Below are 19,415 nucleotides of genomic sequence, written 5' to 3'. Positions count from 1 at the left end.
GGAGGATGCGTTTAATATGTTTGGAAGGAAAGGTAAGCTATGCTTGATTTGAACATAGAGACTCTTAAAAAAGCAAAAGTGCCAAATCATGTGGCGATAATAATGGATGGAAATGGAAGATGGGCCAGGCAGAAGCTTATGGAAAGAACATTCGGCCACAGAGCAGGAGTCGAGGCAATTGAAGAGGCAATAAGGGCATGTACAAATCTTGGAATCAAATACCTCACCCTTTATGCGTTTTCGACAGAAAATTGGAAACGGCCAAAGACTGAGGTTACACTCCTGATGAAATTGCTCGTAGAGTATCTCAAGAAGGAAACGCCAAGACTTTCAGCAGAAGGAGTACGCCTTAACACAATAGGAGAAATTGAGGAGCTTCCAGCGGACGCGAAAAGGGAGCTTGCACGTTCGGTTGAAATGACAAGAGAAAATGCTAAGCTTGTTTTGACTTTGGCGCTTAACTACGGTTGCAGAAACGACATGAAAAATGCTGTTTCCAAAATAGCAAGCGAATGCTGCAGCGGAGCTATTGGAATTGCGGATATAGATGAAGGCATGATTGCTTCATATCTATCCACGGGGGACTTGCCGGATCCGGACCTTCTCATAAGGACAGGCGGAGAACAGCGACTTAGCAATTTCCTCCTATGGGAGAGTGCCTATGCAGAGCTTTACTTTACAGATATATTTTGGCCCGATTTCAAAGAAATTAATCTTTATGAGGCGGTCGGCGACTACCAAAACAGGGAGAGAAGATTCGGGGGCCTAAAATAGGAGCGATTACATGTTACAGAGAATATTGTCTTCTTTACTACTTTTACCCCTGCTATTTTTTGTTGCTATCAAAGGGGGGCTCTATCTAAGTGTTAGCGTTGCGATAGTATCTTTGCTGGCACTTTTTGAGTTTTATAATGCTTTCAAGCATCACAACACCAATCCGATAAAACTGTTTGGTTATTTGATGAGCGCCATTTTTTTCTTTTCGCTGCACTACAAGGTGGACATACTGTATTTAAACGCGGCCGTATTCTTGTTTCTTTTTCTGTCAACAGTTCCGATGATATTCGGCAAAATAGGTTTTATGGACATACTCATAACTTTTTTCGGCACCATATATATATCTGGCGCACTCGGACATATCATCATAACAAGGCAGGAGCTGGGATCTGATATACTGTGGTTTATATTCATAGCTGCATGGATAACTGATACATTTGCATATTTCAGCGGCTACTTTTTCGGCAGACATAAGCTCATTCCAAAGATAAGCCCGAAAAAGACGGTTGAAGGAAGCATAGGAGGAACGATAGGCAGCATAGCAGTATGCGCTGCATATGGGCACTTTGTAGGCTTGGGATTGCTTGACTCTGTAGCAATTGGGGCTTTGGGCAGTGTTGTGGCTCAGTTGGGTGATCTGTTCGCCTCTTCGATAAAAAGATATATAGGAATAAGAGATTACGGGCACATAATACCGGGACATGGAGGCATTCTGGACAGATTTGACAGCATACTCTTCACTGCCCCTTTCGTGTATTATTATGCCAGTATTTTCATAAAATAAATTTGCGAACAAATAGCTTCAGAAAATTTCTGAAGCTATAAATATTTGTATACGATTATTATTAATATGATAAAATATGGTTGTGGACGTATTTCAAGCGTGAAGTATACAATTGCTCCAAGAAGGGAAATAGTGACATGAGAAAAATATCAATAATAGGCTCGACGGGCTCCATTGGAAGGCAGTCGCTTGATGTAGTGCGAAACAACACTGACAAATTCAAGGTCACAGCCATTTCGGCAAATGAAAACATAGAACTTTTGCACGAGCAGGCATGCGAGTTCATGCCGGAGCTTGTGGCCATATACAGCGAAACAAGCGCCCTGGCGTTCAAGGAAAAAATAAAAAATGACTCGAGATTCAAGGGCATTGAGATAATGTCAGGACTTGAAGGCCTAAATGCCGTAGCTGCGCATGCTGATTCGAGCATGGTAATAACAGCAGTGGTAGGAATGATTGGTCTCATTCCTACCATAGAGGCAATAAAAAAGGAAAGGACATTGCCCTCTCGAACAAGGAAACGATGGTTGCAGGCGGAGAGATTGTCAGCAGGCTCGCTGGCAGCTCTGGGGCTCGCATTGTCCCTGTCGACAGCGAGCATTCGGCCATATTCCAGTGCCTAAACGGTGAAGACGTCGGGAGTGTTGAAAAGCTTATACTAACAGCATCGGGAGGGCCCTTCAGGGGAAAGACGAGGGAGGAATTGCTCAGTGTAAGCAAGTCCGACGCGTTAAAGCATCCCAACTGGCAAATGGGCCAAAAGATAACAATTGACTCAGCCACGCTCATGAACAAGGGACTCGAGGTAATCGAAGCAAGGTGGCTTTTCGGCATAGAGGCCGACAGAATAGATGTCATTGTCCATCCGCAAAGCATAATACACTCAATGGTAGAATTCAAGGACAAGAGCGTAATGGCTCAGCTAGGCAATCCGGATATGAGAATACCGATACAGTACGCCCTTACATACCCTCAAAGAAAAGAGGGCAAGGGAATAGAAAGCCTGGATCTTTTGAAAGCAGGCAGTCTTACATTTGAAAAACCGGATTGTGAAACGTTTCCTTGCTTGGGGCTAGCGTATGAGGCGCTAAGGCTGGGAGGCACGTACACAGTTGCGCTCAATGCGGCAAACGAAGTGCTTGTCGAGCAGTTTCTAAATGACAGGATAGGTTTCTACGATATACCGCGCTATATAGAACTGGCGCTTGAAAAACACAGCTCTGTCAAAGAGCCGGGAATTGACGAGATTCTCACGGCTGACTCTCAAACGAGAAAATTCGTAATGCAGCAGATTGAATTATAAATGATTATTGGAAGGTGAACATATGACGATTTTCATAGCTTTGGTGGTCTTTGGCGTGATTGTGCTGTTTCATGAGTTCGGACATTTTATAGTTGCCAAATTGTGCAAGGTGAAGGTACACGAATTTGCCATAGGCATGGGTCCCAAAATTGCATCAATAAAAGGCAAGGAGACGGACTATTCCATAAGACTGCTCCCTCTTGGTGGGTATGTCAAAATGCTGGGAGAGGACGAGGACTCGGAAGACGAGAACAGCTTTGGGAAAAAAAGCGTGCTTCAGAGAATAGGAATAATAGCTGCAGGCCCCATAATGAATTTTGTGCTGGCAATACTTCTTTTTACGGTAATATTCATGCTTGTGGGCATACCCACAACGTCGATAAAGGAAACCATGAAGGACTATCCGGCGCAGAGCGCGGGGATTATTGAGGGCGACAAGATCATAGAGATAGAAGGGACCAAAATAGAAGACTGGAACCAGGTTACCTCTATAGTAGGAAACTCGGCGGGAAAAAGCATAGAAATAAAAATCCAGCGAGCCGGCAAGCCTATGGAGTACAAGGTAACACCGCTAGAGCAGGATGGCAGAGGCGTAATAGGAATCCTTCCATCGAGTGAAAAGAATCTTGCACTTTCACTCAAAAGCAGCGTAGAGAGAACGGGCTATATACTTTCGCAAATGATGAACTTTTTCGCTACGCTTGTCACAGGCAATGTCAACACCTCAGATGTCGTGGGTCCTGTTGGAATAATAAATGTAGTAGGCGAGGCTGCCAGAGTCGGATATCTTAACGTCATATCGCTTGCTGCTGTAATAAGCATAAACCTGGGGCTTATAAATCTGTTCCCTTTTCCGGCGCTTGACGGAAGCAGGATACTGTTTTTGATAATAGAACTGGCAAGAGGCAAGAAGATAGATCCGGAAAAAGAGGGCATGATACATTTCATAGGATTTGCGCTGCTTATGCTTTTGATGGTGTTTATAACATACAAGGACATTATAAAGCTAATAGACAAATAATGCGGGAGTGATATTATGAAAAGGGCTACAAAAGTGGTCAATTGCGGCGGAGTTAGAATAGGCGGAGACAATCCGATAGTCATACAGTCCATGACGAATACAAACACTGCCGACGTTGTGAGCACGGTGGAGCAAATAAAGAGGCTGGAGGCGTGCGGCTGTCAGATTGCAAGAGTGGCAGTGCCTGACATGGAGGCTGCAATAAGGCTTGGAGAGATCAAGAAAAACATAGGCATTCCGCTCATAGCAGACATACATTTTGACTACAAGCTTGCCATAGAATCAATAAACCAGGGTGCGGACGGCATACGCATTAATCCTGGCAACATAGGGTCGTTTGAGAAAATAGACGCCATAATTGAAGCCGCCAAGGCAAGGGGAATAAAGATCAGGATAGGTGTCAACGGAGGTTCTCTTGAAAAGGACATTCTTGAAAAGCACGGAAGGCCAAGCGCCGAGGCACTTGTGGAAAGCGCCCTAAGACACGTTGAGTACTTTGAAAAAAAGGATTTTACAAATATAGTAGTTTCTTTGAAATCGAGCGACATAAGAACCACAATAGATGCATATGAAATGTTTTCAAATATAAAGGACTACCCCCTGCACATAGGCATAACAGAATCAGGCAGTCTAAGGAGCGGGACAATTAAATCATCAGTCGGCATAGGCTATTTGCTGCTTAGGGGTGTCGGCGACACCATGAGAGTTTCGCTTACCGCAGATCCGTGTGAGGAGATTTATGTAGCCAAGGAGATTTTAAAGGCAACGGGGCTCATGGATGAAGGCGTCAAGCTGATCTCATGTCCTACATGCGGCAGGACAAGAATCGATATGATGAGGATTGTGGACGAGGTTGAAAGCAAGCTCCAGGGCATGGACAAGGACATAACGGTTGCTATAATGGGTTGCGCGGTAAACGGACCCGGTGAAGCCAGAGAGGCCGATATAGGAATAGCCGGAGGCAACGGCGAGGGCCTTCTGTTCAAGAAAGGCAAGCCTGTGAGGAAAATAGAAGACGGCAAGCTTGTTGAGGAGCTTCTCAAGGAAATCGAGCAGCACGGCAAAGAACAAGAGGGATAATTATGGAAATGGTGAGAGATTACATTAAAAAAATAGGCATAGACACGCAAGAACTGCATCCCTTGATCGGGGATGCTTTTTTGTCCAAAGCCGTATATTTCAAGGAAAACAAGGCACTAGACATTCACATCGAGCCCGGAGGTGTCGTTAGCGCAGCTGAGCTTGTAAAGCTTCAGGCGCAGATCAAATCGAAACTATGCTGGCTTGACAATGTCAGGCTGAAGGTGTTCTACAGAAACTTTGCCGCCGGCTGCCAAGATGCCGATTTAAAGCTGTATATAGAAAATCTGGCATATTATATAAACTGCCAGATAAAGTCTGTTGGCTGCAAAGCCGACGATATAGCATGGAACAGGGACGGCGAGAAGCTCGACATTACTCTGCCTAACAAGTTCATACTTGATGTTGTAGGCAAAAAAAGACTCCAGCAGCAGCTGGGCTGCCTCGTGGCAGAGCAGACAGGCATATACTCTGATGTCGAGTTTGTTGCGATGCAGAATCAGCCCGATTCAACTGCTGAGGAAATGGCTGCAAAAAAAGAGGAAGAGGCATGTGAAATAGCAAAAATGAAGCTTGCTCAGACACCGGGTACAGTCAAGAGAGAAAAACAGCCAGACGGCAAGCAGTCAAAGCAGGAAGGCAATTTTGATTCCGCTCTTGTGCTTGGGAAAAAAATAAGTGCAGGAGCCTCAAAGATTGCTGAGCTGCGCATAGAAAGCGGAGCTTCAGTCATAGAAGGAAGCGTATTCAATGCTGACTCAAGAGAGCTTAAAAACGGGAAAAGACTGCTCATATTCTCAGTGACCGACTACACAAGCTCAGTTACCTGCAAAGCTTTCATCTCGGAAAAGCAAAAAGAAGCAGTGTCCGACGAAGTTAAAAAGGGCGCGTTCCTTAAGCTTAGGGGTGAGGCGGTATACGATTCGTACAGCAAGGAGATGGCGTTCAACGTAAGTGATATTGAAAAGTCAAAGCCGGTTCAAAAAAATGACGATTCCCCTGTGAAGAGAGTGGAACTCCATGCACACACTCAAATGTCGGCAATGGATGCCGTGGTGCCGGTGGGCGACATTATAAAGCGGGCTGCGGCCTGGGGGCACAAGGCAGTTGCGATTACAGACCACGGCGTGGTGCAGGCGTTTCCGGATGCAATGAGCGCAGCACAAAAATGCGGCATAAAGGTAATATATGGAGTAGAAGGATATCTCGTAAATGACAACATACCCCTTATAAACAAGCCAAACAGTCTTCCCCTGTCACAGGAATTCGTGGTGTTCGATGTGGAGACAACCGGCCTTTCAAATACAAATGACAGGATAATCGAAATAGGAGCAGTAAAGCTAAGGGATTTTGAAATCATAGATAGATTCAGCTGTTTTGTAAATCCCAAAAGGGACATTCCGCTCAAGATACAGGAGCTTACCGGAATATCCGCAGAGATGGTAAAGGATGCAGCTTCCATAGAGGATGCACTACCTGAATTTTTAAGCTTTGCAGAGGGCAGCGTCCTGGTGGCACACAATGCTGATTTTGACATAGGTTTTGTAAGGGAAAGCTGCAAGAGAATTGGAGCCAAATTTGAAAACAGCTATGTAGACACGCTGAGGCTCGCAAAGGCGCTCTTGCCCAAATTAAAGCGCTACAAGCTTGATGTGATAGCCAAGAACCTGGGAGTGCCGCTTAAAAGCCACCACAGGGCCTTAGATGATGCGGAGGCCACAGCCAGCATATACATGAAGTTTCTCGATGAGCTGAAAAAACAGGGAATACAAAAGCTGGACGAGGTTAATTTCCATTTCAAACAAAGCGACTACAAAAAGCTCAATACGTACCATGTGACGATACTTGTAAAAAACCAGGAGGGCCTCAAAAATCTCTACAGGCTAATATCCGAGTCGCACATAGACTATTTCTACAAACGTCCGCGCATCCCCAAGACTCTGCTCACAAAATATCGGGAAGGGCTTCTCGTTGGCAGCGCATGCGAAGCAGGAGAGCTGTACCAGGCTGTGCTTAGGAATGTTGACGAGGGAGAACTTGGGCCGATAGCTGAGTTTTACGACTATTACGAAATAATGCCAATTGAAAACAACAGCTTCATGCTGGAAAAGGGCATTGTATCCGGACTTGGCGAGCTCGAGGATATTAACCGAAGGATAATAGGAATCGGGGAAAAGTACGGGAAACTGGTAGTAGCCACTGGCGACGTGCACTATCTGGACGAGCACGAGGCCATGTACAGGAACATATTGCAGCACAGCCAGGGCTACGGCGATACTGGCGGCTCCAATCCGCTTTATTTCAAAACCACAGGAGAAATGCTCGCGGATTTTGAATATCTTGGAGCGGAGCTTGCAAGCAAAGTGGTAATAGACAATACAAACAAGATAGCCGACATGGTGGAAGAAGTAAAGGCGATTCCTGACGAGACGTTCCCACCGCGGATAGAGGGAGCTGACGATGATCTAAGGCGCATGTGCTATGAAAAGGCCTGCTCAATATACGGCGACCCGCTTCCCGAGATAGTCGAAAAAAGGCTTGAGCGCGAGCTCAAGTCAATAATAAGCAACGGCTATGCAGTCATGTATATAATAGCTCAAAAACTTGTAACAAAGTCGCTGGAGGACGGATACCTTGTAGGGTCGAGGGGGTCTGTGGGTTCCTCGCTTGCGGCCACAATGAGCGACATAACAGAGGTCAATCCGCTGCCGCCACACTATGTTTGCTCGAGCTGTAAAAATTCGGAGTTCATAACAGACGGCAGCTACGGATCGGGTGCAGACCTGCCTGACAAGACATGTCCAAAATGCGGCGCGAAATACCTAAAAGACGGTCACGACATACCCTTCGAAGTGTTCCTTGGCTTCGAAGGCGACAAGGAGCCGGACATAGACCTCAACTTCGCCGGAGAGTACCAGGCCACAGCCCACAAGTATACTGAGGTGCTCTTTGGAAAAGGCTACGTGTATAAGGCCGGAACGATAGGCACAATTGCCGACAAGACAGCCTATGGCTTTGTCAAAAAATATGTGGAGGAAAATGGAATCGTATGCACTAACGCGGAGATAGAAAGGCTCGCGGGAGGCTGCACGGGGATTAGAAGAACATCCGGACAGCATCCGGGCGGTATAATGGTTGTGCCGGATTACAAGGAGATATTTGATTTTTGCCCAATACAGTACCCTGCAAACGATCCCGATTCGGGCGTAATAACTACGCATTTTGATTATCACGCCATCAGCGGAAGGCTGCTAAAGCTCGACATACTCGGCCACGATACGCCAACAATAATAAAGATGCTTGAGGAGCTGACCGGTCTTGATGCCACAAAAATTCCGCTTGACGATGAGGAGACAATGAGTCTTTTCAGTGCCACAACAGCCGTAGGGGTATCTCAGGAGGAGCTCGGATCCACCGTGGCGACTTTTGCGGTGCCGGAATTCGGCACAAAGTTTGTAAGGCAGATGCTTGTGGATACTATGCCGACGACATTTGCTGAGCTAGTGAGGATATCTGGACTTTCACACGGTACGGACGTATGGCTCAACAATGCCCAGGAATACGTGCGAAAGGGAGTTGCAGAGCTTAAGGAAGTAATATCAACAAGAGACGACATTATGAACTACCTGATTCTTAAGGGAGTGCCGCCAAAGCAGTCATTCAAGATAATGGAGAAGATAAGAAAGGGCAAAGGCCTTGCTGAAGAGGATGAGGCTGAGATGAAAAAAAACAGCGTCCCTCAGTGGTATATTGATTCCTGCAACAAGATTAAATACATGTTCCCTAAGGCCCACGCTGTGGCATATGTGATGATGTCATTCAGGATAGCATACTTCAAGGTCCACTATCCCAGGGCGTTTTATGCTACGTATTTCACAACGAAGGCTGAGGATTTTGATATAACATTGATACTCAAAGGCAAGGGCGCAATACTCGAACGCATGGCTGAAATCGAGAGCCTGGGAAATGCTGCGACGGCAAAGGAGAAAAACCTCTACACGCTTTTGGAGGTTGTAAAAGAGATGCAGCTCCGCGGCATAGAGATTATGAATGTAGACATATACACTTCGGACGCCAAGAAGTTCAAGATAAAAGACGGCAAGCTGCTTCCACCTCTTCTGGCACTGCCGGGGCTGGGTGAAAACGCGGCGCTCAACATAGTCAGCGAGAGGGACAAGGGAGAATTCTTGTCTCTTGAAGACATGAGATACAGGACAAAGGTGTCAAAGACTGTCGTAGAACTCATGGTACAAAACGGATGTGCAAAGGACATGCCTGAGACAAACCAGCTCTCGCTGCTTTAATGATTTGCAAATAGAGTCAGTGTATGTTATACTATCTATGGCAAAAACTATCAACTATGAATCTATTGAAGGAGTGGGAGAAATTACCCACTCTTTGCTTTTATAAAACCATGGGGGTACGGCGATGAGCAAACATGTGGTTGCATTAGTGGAAGAAATGGCAATGCCGGTAATAAAAAGCGAAGGCTATGAGCTTGTTGATGTGGAATATGTAAAAGAGGGGAAAGATTGGTTCCTTCGAATATATATAGACAAGCCAGGCGGAGTCAACATCGATGACTGCCAGAAGGTAAGCGTGTATGTCGGAGAAAAGCTGGATGAAGCCGACATAATAAAAGACAATTACTATCTGGAGGTTTCATCACCGGGACTTGACAGAAAGCTCAAGAAAGAAAAAGATTTCGAAACATTCGAAGGAAGAGACGTAGAACTTAGCCTCTACAAGCCAATCGACGGCGAAAAGCATTTCGAAGGAGAACTCGTAGGGCTTTTTGAGGGAGATTTAATAAAGATAAATTCAAACGGAAATATGCTTGAATTCAATAGAAAAGACGTGGCGGTTATAAGACTCGCCGTAAAGTTTTAAGGAGGAAATTACAATCATGAATGCTGAGTTCATACTGGCTCTGGAGCAGATAGAAAAGGAAAAAGGTGTTGCAAAGGACATACTCATAGACACTATAGAAGCTGCTTTGGTTTCAGCCTACAAGAAAAACTTTGGCTCTTCTCAGAACGTGAGAATCAAAATTGACCGCGAAACTGGCGACATAAAAGTGTTTTCAGAAAAAAACGTGGTTGAGGAAATAGAAGATGCCCTTTTGGAAATACTGCTAGAGGATGCAAGAGCCAAATACGGCGCCTCAATAGAAGTGGGCGACATAATAGAGGAAGAAGTAACTCCTAGGGACTTTGGAAGGATAGCCGCGCAAAATGCAAAGCAGGTAGTAGTCCAAAGAATTAAAGAGGCTGAAAGAGATGTGATATTCAGCGAGTACACAAACAGGGAGTCTGAGATCATAACAGGCACTGTGGCAAGAGTGTCAAAGGGCATAGTCTATGTGTCGCTTGGAAAGACAGAGGGCGTACTGAACGCGACAGAGCAGATTCCGGGCGAAGAGTTCAGTATAGGACAAAGAATAAAAGCGTATATAACCGAGGTCAAAAAGACAACCAAAGGTCCTCAGATATTCCTTTCAAGAAGCCATCCAGGGATTGTAAAGAGACTTTTCGAGCTTGAAGTGCCCGAGATATATGAAGGTACGGTGCAGATAAATTCAATAGCCAGAGAGGCCGGATCAAGAACAAAGATCGCGGTATCCTCGGTCGATGAGAATGTTGACCCGGTTGGATCTTGCGTTGGGCCAAAAGGCACCAGGGTTAAAACTGTAGTCGATGAAATCAACGGAGAAAAAATAGATATAATAAAATACAGCGAAGACATGGCTGAATACATTTCAAATTCGCTTAGCCCGTCGAAGGTCATATCGGTGGAAATATTTGAAGCTGAAAAGAGCGCAAAAGTCATAGTGCCAGACTACCAGCTTTCGCTTGCCATAGGCAAGGAGGGCCAGAATGCAAGACTGGCTGCGAAGCTTACAAACTGGAAGATTGACATAAAGAGCGAAAGCCAGGCGGGCACAAGTGGTGATCCATCTGAGCATGCTTTGCAGGATGCCCAGATAGAGGCTGAAACTGAAGCCGAGCTTGACGAAAACAATTAAGTCTGGAGGTGCTTTGATTTGAAAAAGAGGAAAACACCTTTAAGAAAATGCGTAAGCTGTCAGGAAAGAAGCGACAAGAAGACGCTTCTTAGGATAGTAAGAACAAAGGAAGGCGACGTATTTCTGGATCATTCGGGGAAGGCCAATGGAAGAGGGGCTTATATATGCAGCCTTGCATGCCTTGAAGATGCTATAAAGAAAAAGTCGCTATCCAGAGCGCTAAACGTCGAAATACCAGATGAGGTATATGACAAGCTCAGAGAGGAGCTAAAAAAATATGAAAAGTAGCGTTCTTACGTTGCTTGGTTTTGCAGCAAAAAGCGGAAACCTGGTTACAGGGGAAGACGCTTTGGTCAATGAAATCAGAAGGAATTCACTGCGGCTTTTGATAATAGCACAGGATGCTTCAGACAACACTAAAAAGAAGCTCTCAGACAAGGCCAAAAGCTACGGGGTAGATTTTTATATATGTTTCAGTAAAGACGAAATAAGCAGAGCTATAGGAAAAGAAAATAGAGCTGCGGTCGGGATAAAGAATGCAGAATTTCACAAGAGACTGAAGGAATTATTAGGGGGTGAGCCTTATGTCAAGGACAAGGGTATATAAACTGGCGCAGGAGCTGGGAATTTCAAGCAAGGAGCTCATTGAAAGGCTTGAGGAGCTGGATATAAAGGTGGCAAATCACATGAGTACATTAGAGGAAGATGAAGCTGATTTGATAGTGGAGCTGCTCGGCGACGAGAAAAAAGCTTCGACGGCAAAGGCAGCAGGCGATATGGAATCGGCAGACACTGAGGCTGAGGAAGAATCCGTTGAGCTTGAGAAACTGACTTTCAAGGGATCACTTACTGTATCAGAGCTGGCAAAGCTTCTTGGAAAAACGCCGGCTGAAATAATCACAGTGCTTTTCAAAAGAGGCATAATGGCCACTATAAACAACGAGGTGGACATAGACGTAGCCAACGAAATGGCATTCGAGTTTGGCTATGAGATTTGCATGGAAGAGGAAGAAGAAGTTCAGGACATAGCAATAGAAGAGGACAAGGAGGAGGATCTTGTAACAAGACCTCCTATAGTGACTGTAATGGGCCACGTTGACCACGGAAAAACCAAGCTGCTTGACGCCATAAGAAATGCAAATGTACAGGCAAAAGAGGCAGGCGGCATAACTCAGCATATCGGAGCATATACGGTAAAGATAGACGGCAAAAAAATAACATTCCTGGACACTCCGGGCCACGAGGCGTTCACATCGATGAGGGCAAGGGGAGCCCAGGTGACTGACATAGCCATACTAGTAGTTGCGGCAGACGACGGCGTAATGCCTCAGACTATAGAGGCTATCAACCACGCCAAGGCGGCCAATGTCCCAATTATAGTGGCAGTAAATAAAATGGACAAGCCTTCGGCAAATCCGGACAAGGTAAAGCAGGAGCTTGCAGACCAGGGACTTCTTGTAGAGGATTGGGGCGGAGAAGTAATATCTGTGCCTGTATCGGCCCTCAAGAACGAAAACATAGACACGCTGCTTGAGATGATACTCATAGTCGCTGAAATGGAAGAGCTAAAGGCTAATCCAGACAGGAAGGCCGTGGGAACAGTAGTCGAAGGCGAGCTTGACAAGGGCAGGGGCCCTGTTGCCACTGTAATAGTTCAAAACGGAACTCTGAAAGTGGGAGACCCTTTAGTTGTTGGTTCGACATATGGCAAGATCAGGGCAATGATTGATGACAAGGGCAAAAATGTAAAAAAAGCCACACCTTCAATGCCTGTTGAAATACTTGGACTGTCGGATGTGCCTAACGCAGGAGATCAGTTTGTTGTAGTAGGAAGCGACAAGATTGCAAGGAGCATAGCAGACAAGAGAAAGGCCAGGGCAAGGGAAGACATGCTTAAGGCCGGCCAGAAGGTTTCGCTTGATGACTTCTTCAAGCAGATGCAAGAAGGCGCAATAAAAGATCTGAATGTAATAGTTAAGGCTGACGTGCAGGGATCTGTTCAGGCTGTGAAGCAATCGCTTGAAAAGCTAAGCCATGACGAGGTCGCTGTCAGGGTTATACACGGCGGCGCAGGAGCAATAACTGAATCGGACGTAATGCTTGCTGCAGCTTCTAATGCAATAATAATAGGATTCAACGTAAGGCCAATGCCGGGAGCCAAATCTCTTGCCGAGAGGGAAAGCGTCGACGTAAGGACTTACAGGGTAATATACGATGCAATTGAGGACATAAAGGATGCAATGCACGGAATGCTTGAGCCTGAATTTGTTGAAGAGGAAACCGGCAAGGCTGAAATCAGAGAGATTTACAAGGTGTCTGGAATTGGAACAATAGCAGGCTGCTATGTGACTGATGGAAAGATACAAAGAAATTCTCAGATAAGAATTGTAAGAGACGGAATAATAATTCACGATGGCAAGCTGGCATCGCTAAAAAGATTCAAGGATGATGCAAAAGAGGTTGCTTCAGGCTATGAGTGCGGCATGAGCGTTGAAAACTTCAACGACCTCAAGCTGGGAGACATACTTGAGGCATATGTAATGAAGGAAGTTGCCAGGAAGAAAAAATAGATGGTTTAAACCCTAGAAAGGAAATAAGGCCATGGGACAAATGCGATTAAAAAGAATCGGTGAAGAGATCAAAAAGATAATAAGCACAATGATCCAATCCGGAGAGATAAAAGATCCAAGGGTTTCGACGTTGACTAGCATAACAGAAGTCGATGTCACTGAGGACTTCAAATATGCATACGTATACGTAAGCGTGCTTATGGGTGACAAGGAGGCTGCGCTAAAAGGCCTGAAAAGTGCAAGCGGCTTCATAAGGAAGGAAATCGGCAGGGACATAAAGCTAAGGTATACACCTGAGGTAGTGTTCAAGCTCGATGATTCGATTGAGCGGGGCATATACATGTCCAAGCTTATCGACAAGCTAAAGGATGAAGAAGGCAACAATGATTAAGCTAATGGACAAGCTGCTTGAGGGAGAATGCTTTATAGTAACATCCCACTGCAATCCGGACGGGGACAGCATAGGCTCGCTTACGGGTCTTTGCATGGCGCTTCGGAGGCTCAAGAAGAAGGCATTTGTGGTTATGGACGATGCTGTGCCTGCCAATCTTGAGTTCCTCATGAGGCTCTCGGGAGCAAGCGTTTTAGAAGGAGCTCTGCCGGAAAAGTACAGCCTTATAGCACTTGACTGCGGCGACGCCAAAAGGCTCTGCTGCAGCGAGGCCGTGAAAGAAGGCGCAGAGAGCATTATAAATATAGATCACCATGTCAGCAATGACTGCTTTGGGGATGTCAACTATGTAGACAAGGAGGCATCCTCGACAAGCGAAATAGTCTATTATATCCTAAAGCAGATTTCAAAGGAAAAAAAGACTGAGCTTGTAGACTCGGCTATTGCGTCATGCCTCTATACAGGCCTCATAACAGATACGGGGAACTTCATGTACTCGAATGCTGGTGCAGACAGCTTCAAAATGGCATGTGAAATAATGAAAATAGGCATAGACAAGGACAGCATAGTCAAGAATCTTTTCCAGAGCAATTCCTACAGCAGGATGAAGCTTCTGGGCGACGCGCTCGAGACGCTTTCGCTCCATGGAGACAGTATCGCCTCTATTGAGCTTACGCAGGAGATGTTCCAAAGGCATGGCGTAGATTCAAACAGCACGGAAGGCATAATCGACTATGCAAGGGACATAGAAAACGTTGAAATAGCAGTTCTGTTCAAGGAAAAGTCAAAAGACGACATAAAAGTAAGCCTGAGATCCAAGGAATATGCAGATGTCAATGCCATAGCCCAGAAATTCGGGGGCGGGGGCCATGTCAGAGCGGCGGGCTGTACTATATCAGATACCATTGAGAATGCAAAGCTGCTAGTTATTGCCGAACTTAAAAAGGCTTTGAAGTTATAAGGTGAAGTGGTGATATATTGAACGGCATAGTTAACATACTGAAACCAACAGGTATGACTTCGCATGATGTTGTAGGAATGCTTAGAAAAATAACGGGAATAAAGAAAATCGGCCATACCGGCACGCTTGACCCAAATGCAGCAGGCGTGCTCCCGGTTTGCATAGGCAAGGCTACAAGAATATGTGAGTTTATACAAGAAAAGAAAAAAAATAACAGAGCAGAGCTGACTCTGGGGATAAAGACAGACACATACGACTCCTTCGGAGCCATTCTGGAAAAAGCCGAGGATTTTGACGTGCCAGCGGATGATGCCATAAAAAGTGCAATAGAGAGCTACAGCGGAGAGCAGCTCCAGCAGCCTCCGATATATTCGGCGCTCAAAGTGAACGGCAAAAAACTATACGAGCTTGCCAGAGCAGGAAAGAGCGATATAGAGATAAAGTCCAGGAAGATATTCATACACGACATCCGGGTTGTGAGGATAGAAGGAAGAAGCGTGCTGTTCGATGTGGAATGCTCAAAGGGCACTTATGTCCGGAGCATATGCAACGACATGGGCGAGGCACTAGGATGCCACGGCTACATGTCGTTCCTGCTTAGAATGGCCTCGGGTGAATTCAACCTTGAAAATTCACACACAATAGAGGAATTTGAAGCGGCATTAAAGCTTGACGGCGCAAAGGATATTCTTTTGCCGACAGACTATGCGCTAAAGGAGTACAACCAGGTGGACATATTTGAGTCTGCAATGAAATCCTTTCTAAACGGAGCCTATGTGTATGGCAAAGGCTTCACAGCAGGCGCTGGTATTCAAGAGGGCGATCTGGTACGGGTCTATTCCCAGGGAGTCTTCTACGGCATAGGCAGGGGATGCCTTGTGGAAGATCAGCTGTGCATAAAAAGCTATAAATTACTTGTGTAATTTGGAGATGGACTTATGGAGATATACAGCAGTTTGGACCAGATAACAATAAATGAAGATACGGTGGTCACCATAGGAAATTTCGACGGGGTTCACCTTGGGCATCAAAGCCTGATAAAAAAGGCCGTGGATGTCCAGGAAAAAAGAGGACTTAAGAGTCTGCTGCTGACGTTTGAAAACCACCCCAGCGATTTTTTGAAGGGGAAGCATGTAAGGCTTTTAACGGTCAAGGCCGAAAAGCTCAGATTGATAGAAGACATGGGCATAAAGATTTTTGTCAGCCTGCCATTCGATGAAAAAATTTCCGGACTGGAACCGGAAAAGTTTGTGAATAATATACTGGTTGAAAAGCTAAGGGCCAAGGCTGTAGTTGTTGGATATGACTTCAGATTCGGCAAAAATAGAGCCGGAGACATACACAAGCTCGAGCGGCTCTCCAAAGACTACGGCTACAGTATCGATGTAATAGAACCCATACTAAGGAACGGGCAGAAGATAAGCAGCTCTCTTATAAGAAGGATGCTCAGCGAAGGCAATGTAAGGGAAGCTGGTATAATGCTCGGAAGAGAATATGATGTAAGCGGCACGATAATTCACGGCAGAAAATTCGGAAGGCAGATAGGCTTTCCAACTATAAACATACAGGCAGACGAGAGCGCGCTGATACCAAAAACAGGAGTCTATTACACCAAAGTGCTGCTTGATGGCAGGGAATACTGCGGGGCCACAAATGTCGGCTACAACCCAACGATTGACGGCAGCAGGCTTTCCGTGGAAACACACATAATAGGTTTTTGCGGCGATGTATATGGAAGGACTGCCAGAATAATTTTCCTGGACAGGCTAAGGAATGAAATAAAATTCAATTCCATCGAAGAGCTGAAAGTACAGCTCCAAAACGACGTTCAAAATATCAAAAAACTATTTACTTGCAAATTTCAATATGGTACAATACAAAGTGGTAATTAACCTTTGCTAAGTATTCGAGTCACCAACGTATACTTGGCAAATGGGGATAATAAAATGGAGGTGCTGTAATGTTAGAAAAAGTAGCAAAGCAAAGCATAATCGAGCAGTTCAAGACTTGTGAAAATGATACTGGTTCTCCTGAGGTTCAAGTAGCAATACTTACTACAAGAATAAACCAGCTTAATGATCACCTTAAGACTCACAAGAAGGATCACCACTCAAGAAGAGGTCTTTTCAAGATGGTTGGTAAGAGAAGGAACCTGCTTAGATATCTTAAGGATAAAGATCTTGTAAGATATCAGGAGCTAATTAAAAAACTTGGTTTAAGAAAGTAGCAAGAGCGGGTTAAACCTGCTCTTTTTCTATAATAGAAGGACAAGTAATTTTTAGGCGTTGTTATTTCGGAAGGAGGTAGTTTATGTACAGTAGTTATGAAATGAACCTGGCGGGAAGAGCGCTGACTGTTGAGATTGGCAAGGTTGCAGAGCAGGCTGATGGAAGCTGCATGGTAAGATACGGGGACACGGTTGTGCTTGCAACTGTATGTGCTTCAGCTTCACCTAGGGAAGGTATAGACTTTTTCCCTCTGAGCGTTGATTACGAGGAGAAAACTTATGCTGTAGGTAAAATCCCGGGAGGTTTCATAAAAAGAGAAGGAAGACCTTCAGAGAGGGCAGTATTGACCTCGAGACTTATAGACAGGCCGATAAGGCCGCTTTTCCCAAAGGGATACAGAAACGAAGTTCAGGTCATAACAAAGGTGCTTTCTGTAGATCAGGACTGCAATCCTGACATAGTTGCTATGATAGGCTCATCTATCGCCCTTTCAATATCATCAGTTCCTTTTGCAGGGCCTACGGGAGCGGTTTCAGTAGGACTCGTTGACGGCCAGCTTGTTGTGAATCCAAGGCTTGACGAAAGGGAAAATAGCGCAATGTATCTAGTGGTTTCAGGTACAAGAGATGCCATAATGATGGTCGAAGCAGGCGCAGATGAAGTAAGCGAAGAGATAATGATTGAAGCCATAATCGAGGCTCATGACGAGATTAAGAAAATAGTCGATTTCGTTGACGGTATAGTTGCCAAGGAAGGAAAGGCAAAGCAGGAATATGTTGTATTTGAAACCGATCCCCAGATAAAGGAAATGGTTAATGAATACGCAACCGATAAAATGGTTTCTGCCATAAGAACTGCCGACAAGCTTGAAAGAGTAGAAAACATGGACAAGGTCAAGGCCGAGACAGCAGCCTATTTCGAGGAGAAATATGCTGAAGGCTTCGGCGAGATTGAAAAGGACGTCAAGGCTGCACTTGACTCGCTTGTCAAAACGCAGGTAAGGACAATGATAGCTAAAGAGGGCATAAGGCCTGACAACAGAGGACTTGAAGAGATAAGGCCGATATGGAGCGAAGTTGGCGTGCTTCCAAGAACTCACGGATCTGCACTTTTCACAAGGGGACAGACACAGGCGCTCACTATAGCTACGCTGGGAGCCCTCGGAGACGTTCAGAGACTCGACGGACTAGATGAAAAAGAAGAAAAAAGATATATGCACCACTACAATTTCCCTCCTTTCAGCACTGGTGAGGCAAAGTTCCTCAGAGGACCTGGAAGAAGAGAGATTGGACACGGAGCCCTTGCAGAAAGAGCGCTTGAGCCTGTACTCCCAAGCAAGGATGAATTCCCTTATGCCATAAGGCTTGTGTCTGAGATACTAAGCTCGAACGGCTCATCGTCAATGGCGAGCGTATGTGGAAGCACACTTTCGCTGCTTGATGCCGGAGTGCCCGTAAAGGACATGGTTTCGGGAATAGCAATGGGTCTTATAAAAGAAGGCGACAGCATAGCCATACTATCCGATATTCAGGGAATGGAAGATTTCCTGGGCGACATGGACTTCAAGGTGGCGGGAACTAAAAAAGGCATAACTGCCATACAAATGGACATAAAGATACACGGAATAGACAGAAGCGTGCTTGAAAACGCCCTTAGGCAGGCAAAGGAAGGCAGATTCTTCATACTTGGCAAGATGCAGGAAACAATGACTGCGCCAAGAACTGAGCTTTCGCCTTACGCACCTAGAATAATACAAATGCTTATAGATGTAGACAAGATAAGGGACGTAATAGGACCTGGCGGTAAGGTAATAACTAAGATAGTTGAGGAAACCGGCGTCAAGATAGATATCGAAAATGACGGCAGGGTGTTCATAACAGCTGAGAATCTCGAAGCCGGAGAAAAGGCGAAGGCCATAATAGAAAACATTGTAAAAGTGCCTGAAGTAGGGGAAGTTTACACAGGCAAGGTTACAAGGCTTATGAAATTCGGAGTATTTGTAGAGATACTTCCAGGCAAAGAGGGCCTTATACACATATCCAACATAGCGCATGAGCGAATCGAGAAGGTTGAAGACGCGCTCAATGTGGGAGACGTGGTGCAGGTCAAGCTGATGGAAATTGATGACCAGGGAAGAATAAACCTTTCGAGAAAGGCACTTTTAGAAAAATAAGCACATAAGTGCTTATTTTTTTTATGGCCGAGCTGAATCAGGTATTAATGTTGATTATGAAAAACATGTAATTTATAATAGTATAGAAGACTTTACTGTGAT

The 19,415-nt window shown here is 45.3% G+C and carries 16 protein-coding genes and 1 pseudogene; all 17 read left to right on the top strand.

Annotation, left to right across the window (positions count from 1 at the left end):
* Positions 1-39: 39 nt before the first annotated feature.
* The 17 genes and pseudogenes from EAL2_RS06630 to pnp all read left to right on the top strand — a co-directional run bounded on the left by EAL2_RS06630 (position 40) and on the right by pnp (position 19,313).
* Positions 40-774, top strand: a complete 735-nt coding sequence (locus EAL2_RS06630) for an isoprenyl transferase (protein WP_025435611.1) — start codon at positions 40-42, stop codon at positions 772-774.
* A gap of 10 nt (positions 775-784) precedes the next feature.
* On the top strand, positions 785-1,561 hold the full coding sequence (locus EAL2_RS06625; RefSeq protein ID WP_025435610.1) for a phosphatidate cytidylyltransferase: 777 nt from the start codon (positions 785-787) through the stop codon (positions 1,559-1,561).
* Positions 1,562-1,698: 137 nt separating this feature from the next.
* Positions 1,699-2,864, top strand: a pseudogene (locus EAL2_RS06620) (1-deoxy-D-xylulose-5-phosphate reductoisomerase).
* 22 nt (positions 2,865-2,886) lie between these two features.
* Entirely contained in the window at positions 2,887-3,885 is a 999-nt protein-coding gene (rseP, locus tag EAL2_RS06615; RefSeq protein WP_025435609.1) for an RIP metalloprotease RseP, read from the top strand.
* A 15-nt stretch (positions 3,886-3,900) separates the two neighbouring features.
* On the top strand, positions 3,901-4,965 hold the full coding sequence (gene ispG / locus EAL2_RS06610) for a flavodoxin-dependent (E)-4-hydroxy-3-methylbut-2-enyl-diphosphate synthase (RefSeq protein ID WP_025435608.1): 1,065 nt from the start codon (positions 3,901-3,903) through the stop codon (positions 4,963-4,965).
* 2 nt (positions 4,966-4,967) lie between these two features.
* Positions 4,968-9,269 carry a PolC-type DNA polymerase III gene (locus tag EAL2_RS06605; protein ID WP_025435607.1) on the top strand — a complete coding sequence of 1,434 codons (4,302 nt, stop codon included), beginning with the start codon at positions 4,968-4,970 and terminating at the stop codon, positions 9,267-9,269.
* A 124-nt stretch (positions 9,270-9,393) separates the two neighbouring features.
* A complete protein-coding gene (gene rimP, locus EAL2_RS06600; protein ID WP_025435606.1) occupies positions 9,394-9,855 on the top strand; it encodes a ribosome maturation factor RimP in 462 nt (153 codons plus the stop codon).
* A gap of 16 nt (positions 9,856-9,871) precedes the next feature.
* Entirely contained in the window at positions 9,872-10,990 is a 1,119-nt protein-coding gene (nusA, locus tag EAL2_RS06595) for a transcription termination factor NusA (protein ID WP_025435605.1), read from the top strand.
* 18 nt (positions 10,991-11,008) lie between these two features.
* Positions 11,009-11,278, top strand: coding sequence for an RNase P modulator RnpM (gene rnpM, locus EAL2_RS06590; RefSeq protein ID WP_025435604.1), 270 nt, complete (start codon positions 11,009-11,011; stop codon positions 11,276-11,278).
* Positions 11,268-11,597: a L7Ae/L30e/S12e/Gadd45 family ribosomal protein gene (locus EAL2_RS06585; RefSeq protein ID WP_025435603.1), complete on the top strand. Its 330-nt coding sequence runs from the start codon at positions 11,268-11,270 to the stop codon at positions 11,595-11,597. The genes rnpM and EAL2_RS06585 overlap by 11 nt, the downstream gene beginning before the upstream one ends.
* The gene (gene infB, locus EAL2_RS06580; protein ID WP_025435602.1) at positions 11,575-13,560 is read left to right on the top strand and encodes a translation initiation factor IF-2; all 1,986 of its coding nucleotides are present in this window, start codon (positions 11,575-11,577) and stop codon (positions 13,558-13,560) included. The genes EAL2_RS06585 and infB overlap by 23 nt, the downstream gene beginning before the upstream one ends.
* Positions 13,561-13,591: 31 nt before the next feature.
* Positions 13,592-13,951, top strand: a complete 360-nt coding sequence (gene rbfA, locus EAL2_RS06575; protein ID WP_025435601.1) for a 30S ribosome-binding factor RbfA — start codon at positions 13,592-13,594, stop codon at positions 13,949-13,951.
* The gene (locus EAL2_RS06570) at positions 13,944-14,912 is read left to right on the top strand and encodes a DHH family phosphoesterase (RefSeq protein ID WP_051489106.1); all 969 of its coding nucleotides are present in this window, start codon (positions 13,944-13,946) and stop codon (positions 14,910-14,912) included. The genes rbfA and EAL2_RS06570 overlap by 8 nt, the downstream gene beginning before the upstream one ends.
* 17 nt (positions 14,913-14,929) lie before the next feature.
* Positions 14,930-15,835 carry a tRNA pseudouridine(55) synthase TruB gene (gene truB / locus EAL2_RS06565; RefSeq protein ID WP_025435599.1) on the top strand — a complete coding sequence of 302 codons (906 nt, stop codon included), beginning with the start codon at positions 14,930-14,932 and terminating at the stop codon, positions 15,833-15,835.
* A gap of 15 nt (positions 15,836-15,850) precedes the next feature.
* Positions 15,851-16,804: a bifunctional riboflavin kinase/FAD synthetase gene (locus tag EAL2_RS06560; protein ID WP_025435598.1), complete on the top strand. Its 954-nt coding sequence runs from the start codon at positions 15,851-15,853 to the stop codon at positions 16,802-16,804.
* A gap of 68 nt (positions 16,805-16,872) precedes the next feature.
* The gene (gene rpsO, locus EAL2_RS06555; RefSeq protein WP_025435597.1) at positions 16,873-17,139 is read left to right on the top strand and encodes a 30S ribosomal protein S15; all 267 of its coding nucleotides are present in this window, start codon (positions 16,873-16,875) and stop codon (positions 17,137-17,139) included.
* 83 nt (positions 17,140-17,222) lie between these two features.
* Positions 17,223-19,313 carry a polyribonucleotide nucleotidyltransferase gene (gene pnp, locus EAL2_RS06550; protein WP_038601905.1) on the top strand — a complete coding sequence of 697 codons (2,091 nt, stop codon included), beginning with the start codon at positions 17,223-17,225 and terminating at the stop codon, positions 19,311-19,313.
* Positions 19,314-19,415 lie beyond the last annotated feature (102 nt).

Source organism: Peptoclostridium acidaminophilum DSM 3953 (genome assembly GCF_000597865.1).
GTDB classification, from domain to species: domain Bacteria; phylum Bacillota; class Clostridia; order Peptostreptococcales; family Peptostreptococcaceae; genus Peptoclostridium_A; species Peptoclostridium_A acidaminophilum.
Note: the sequence above shows the minus strand (reverse complement) of the source record. Positions and strands in the feature narration are given on the sequence as shown.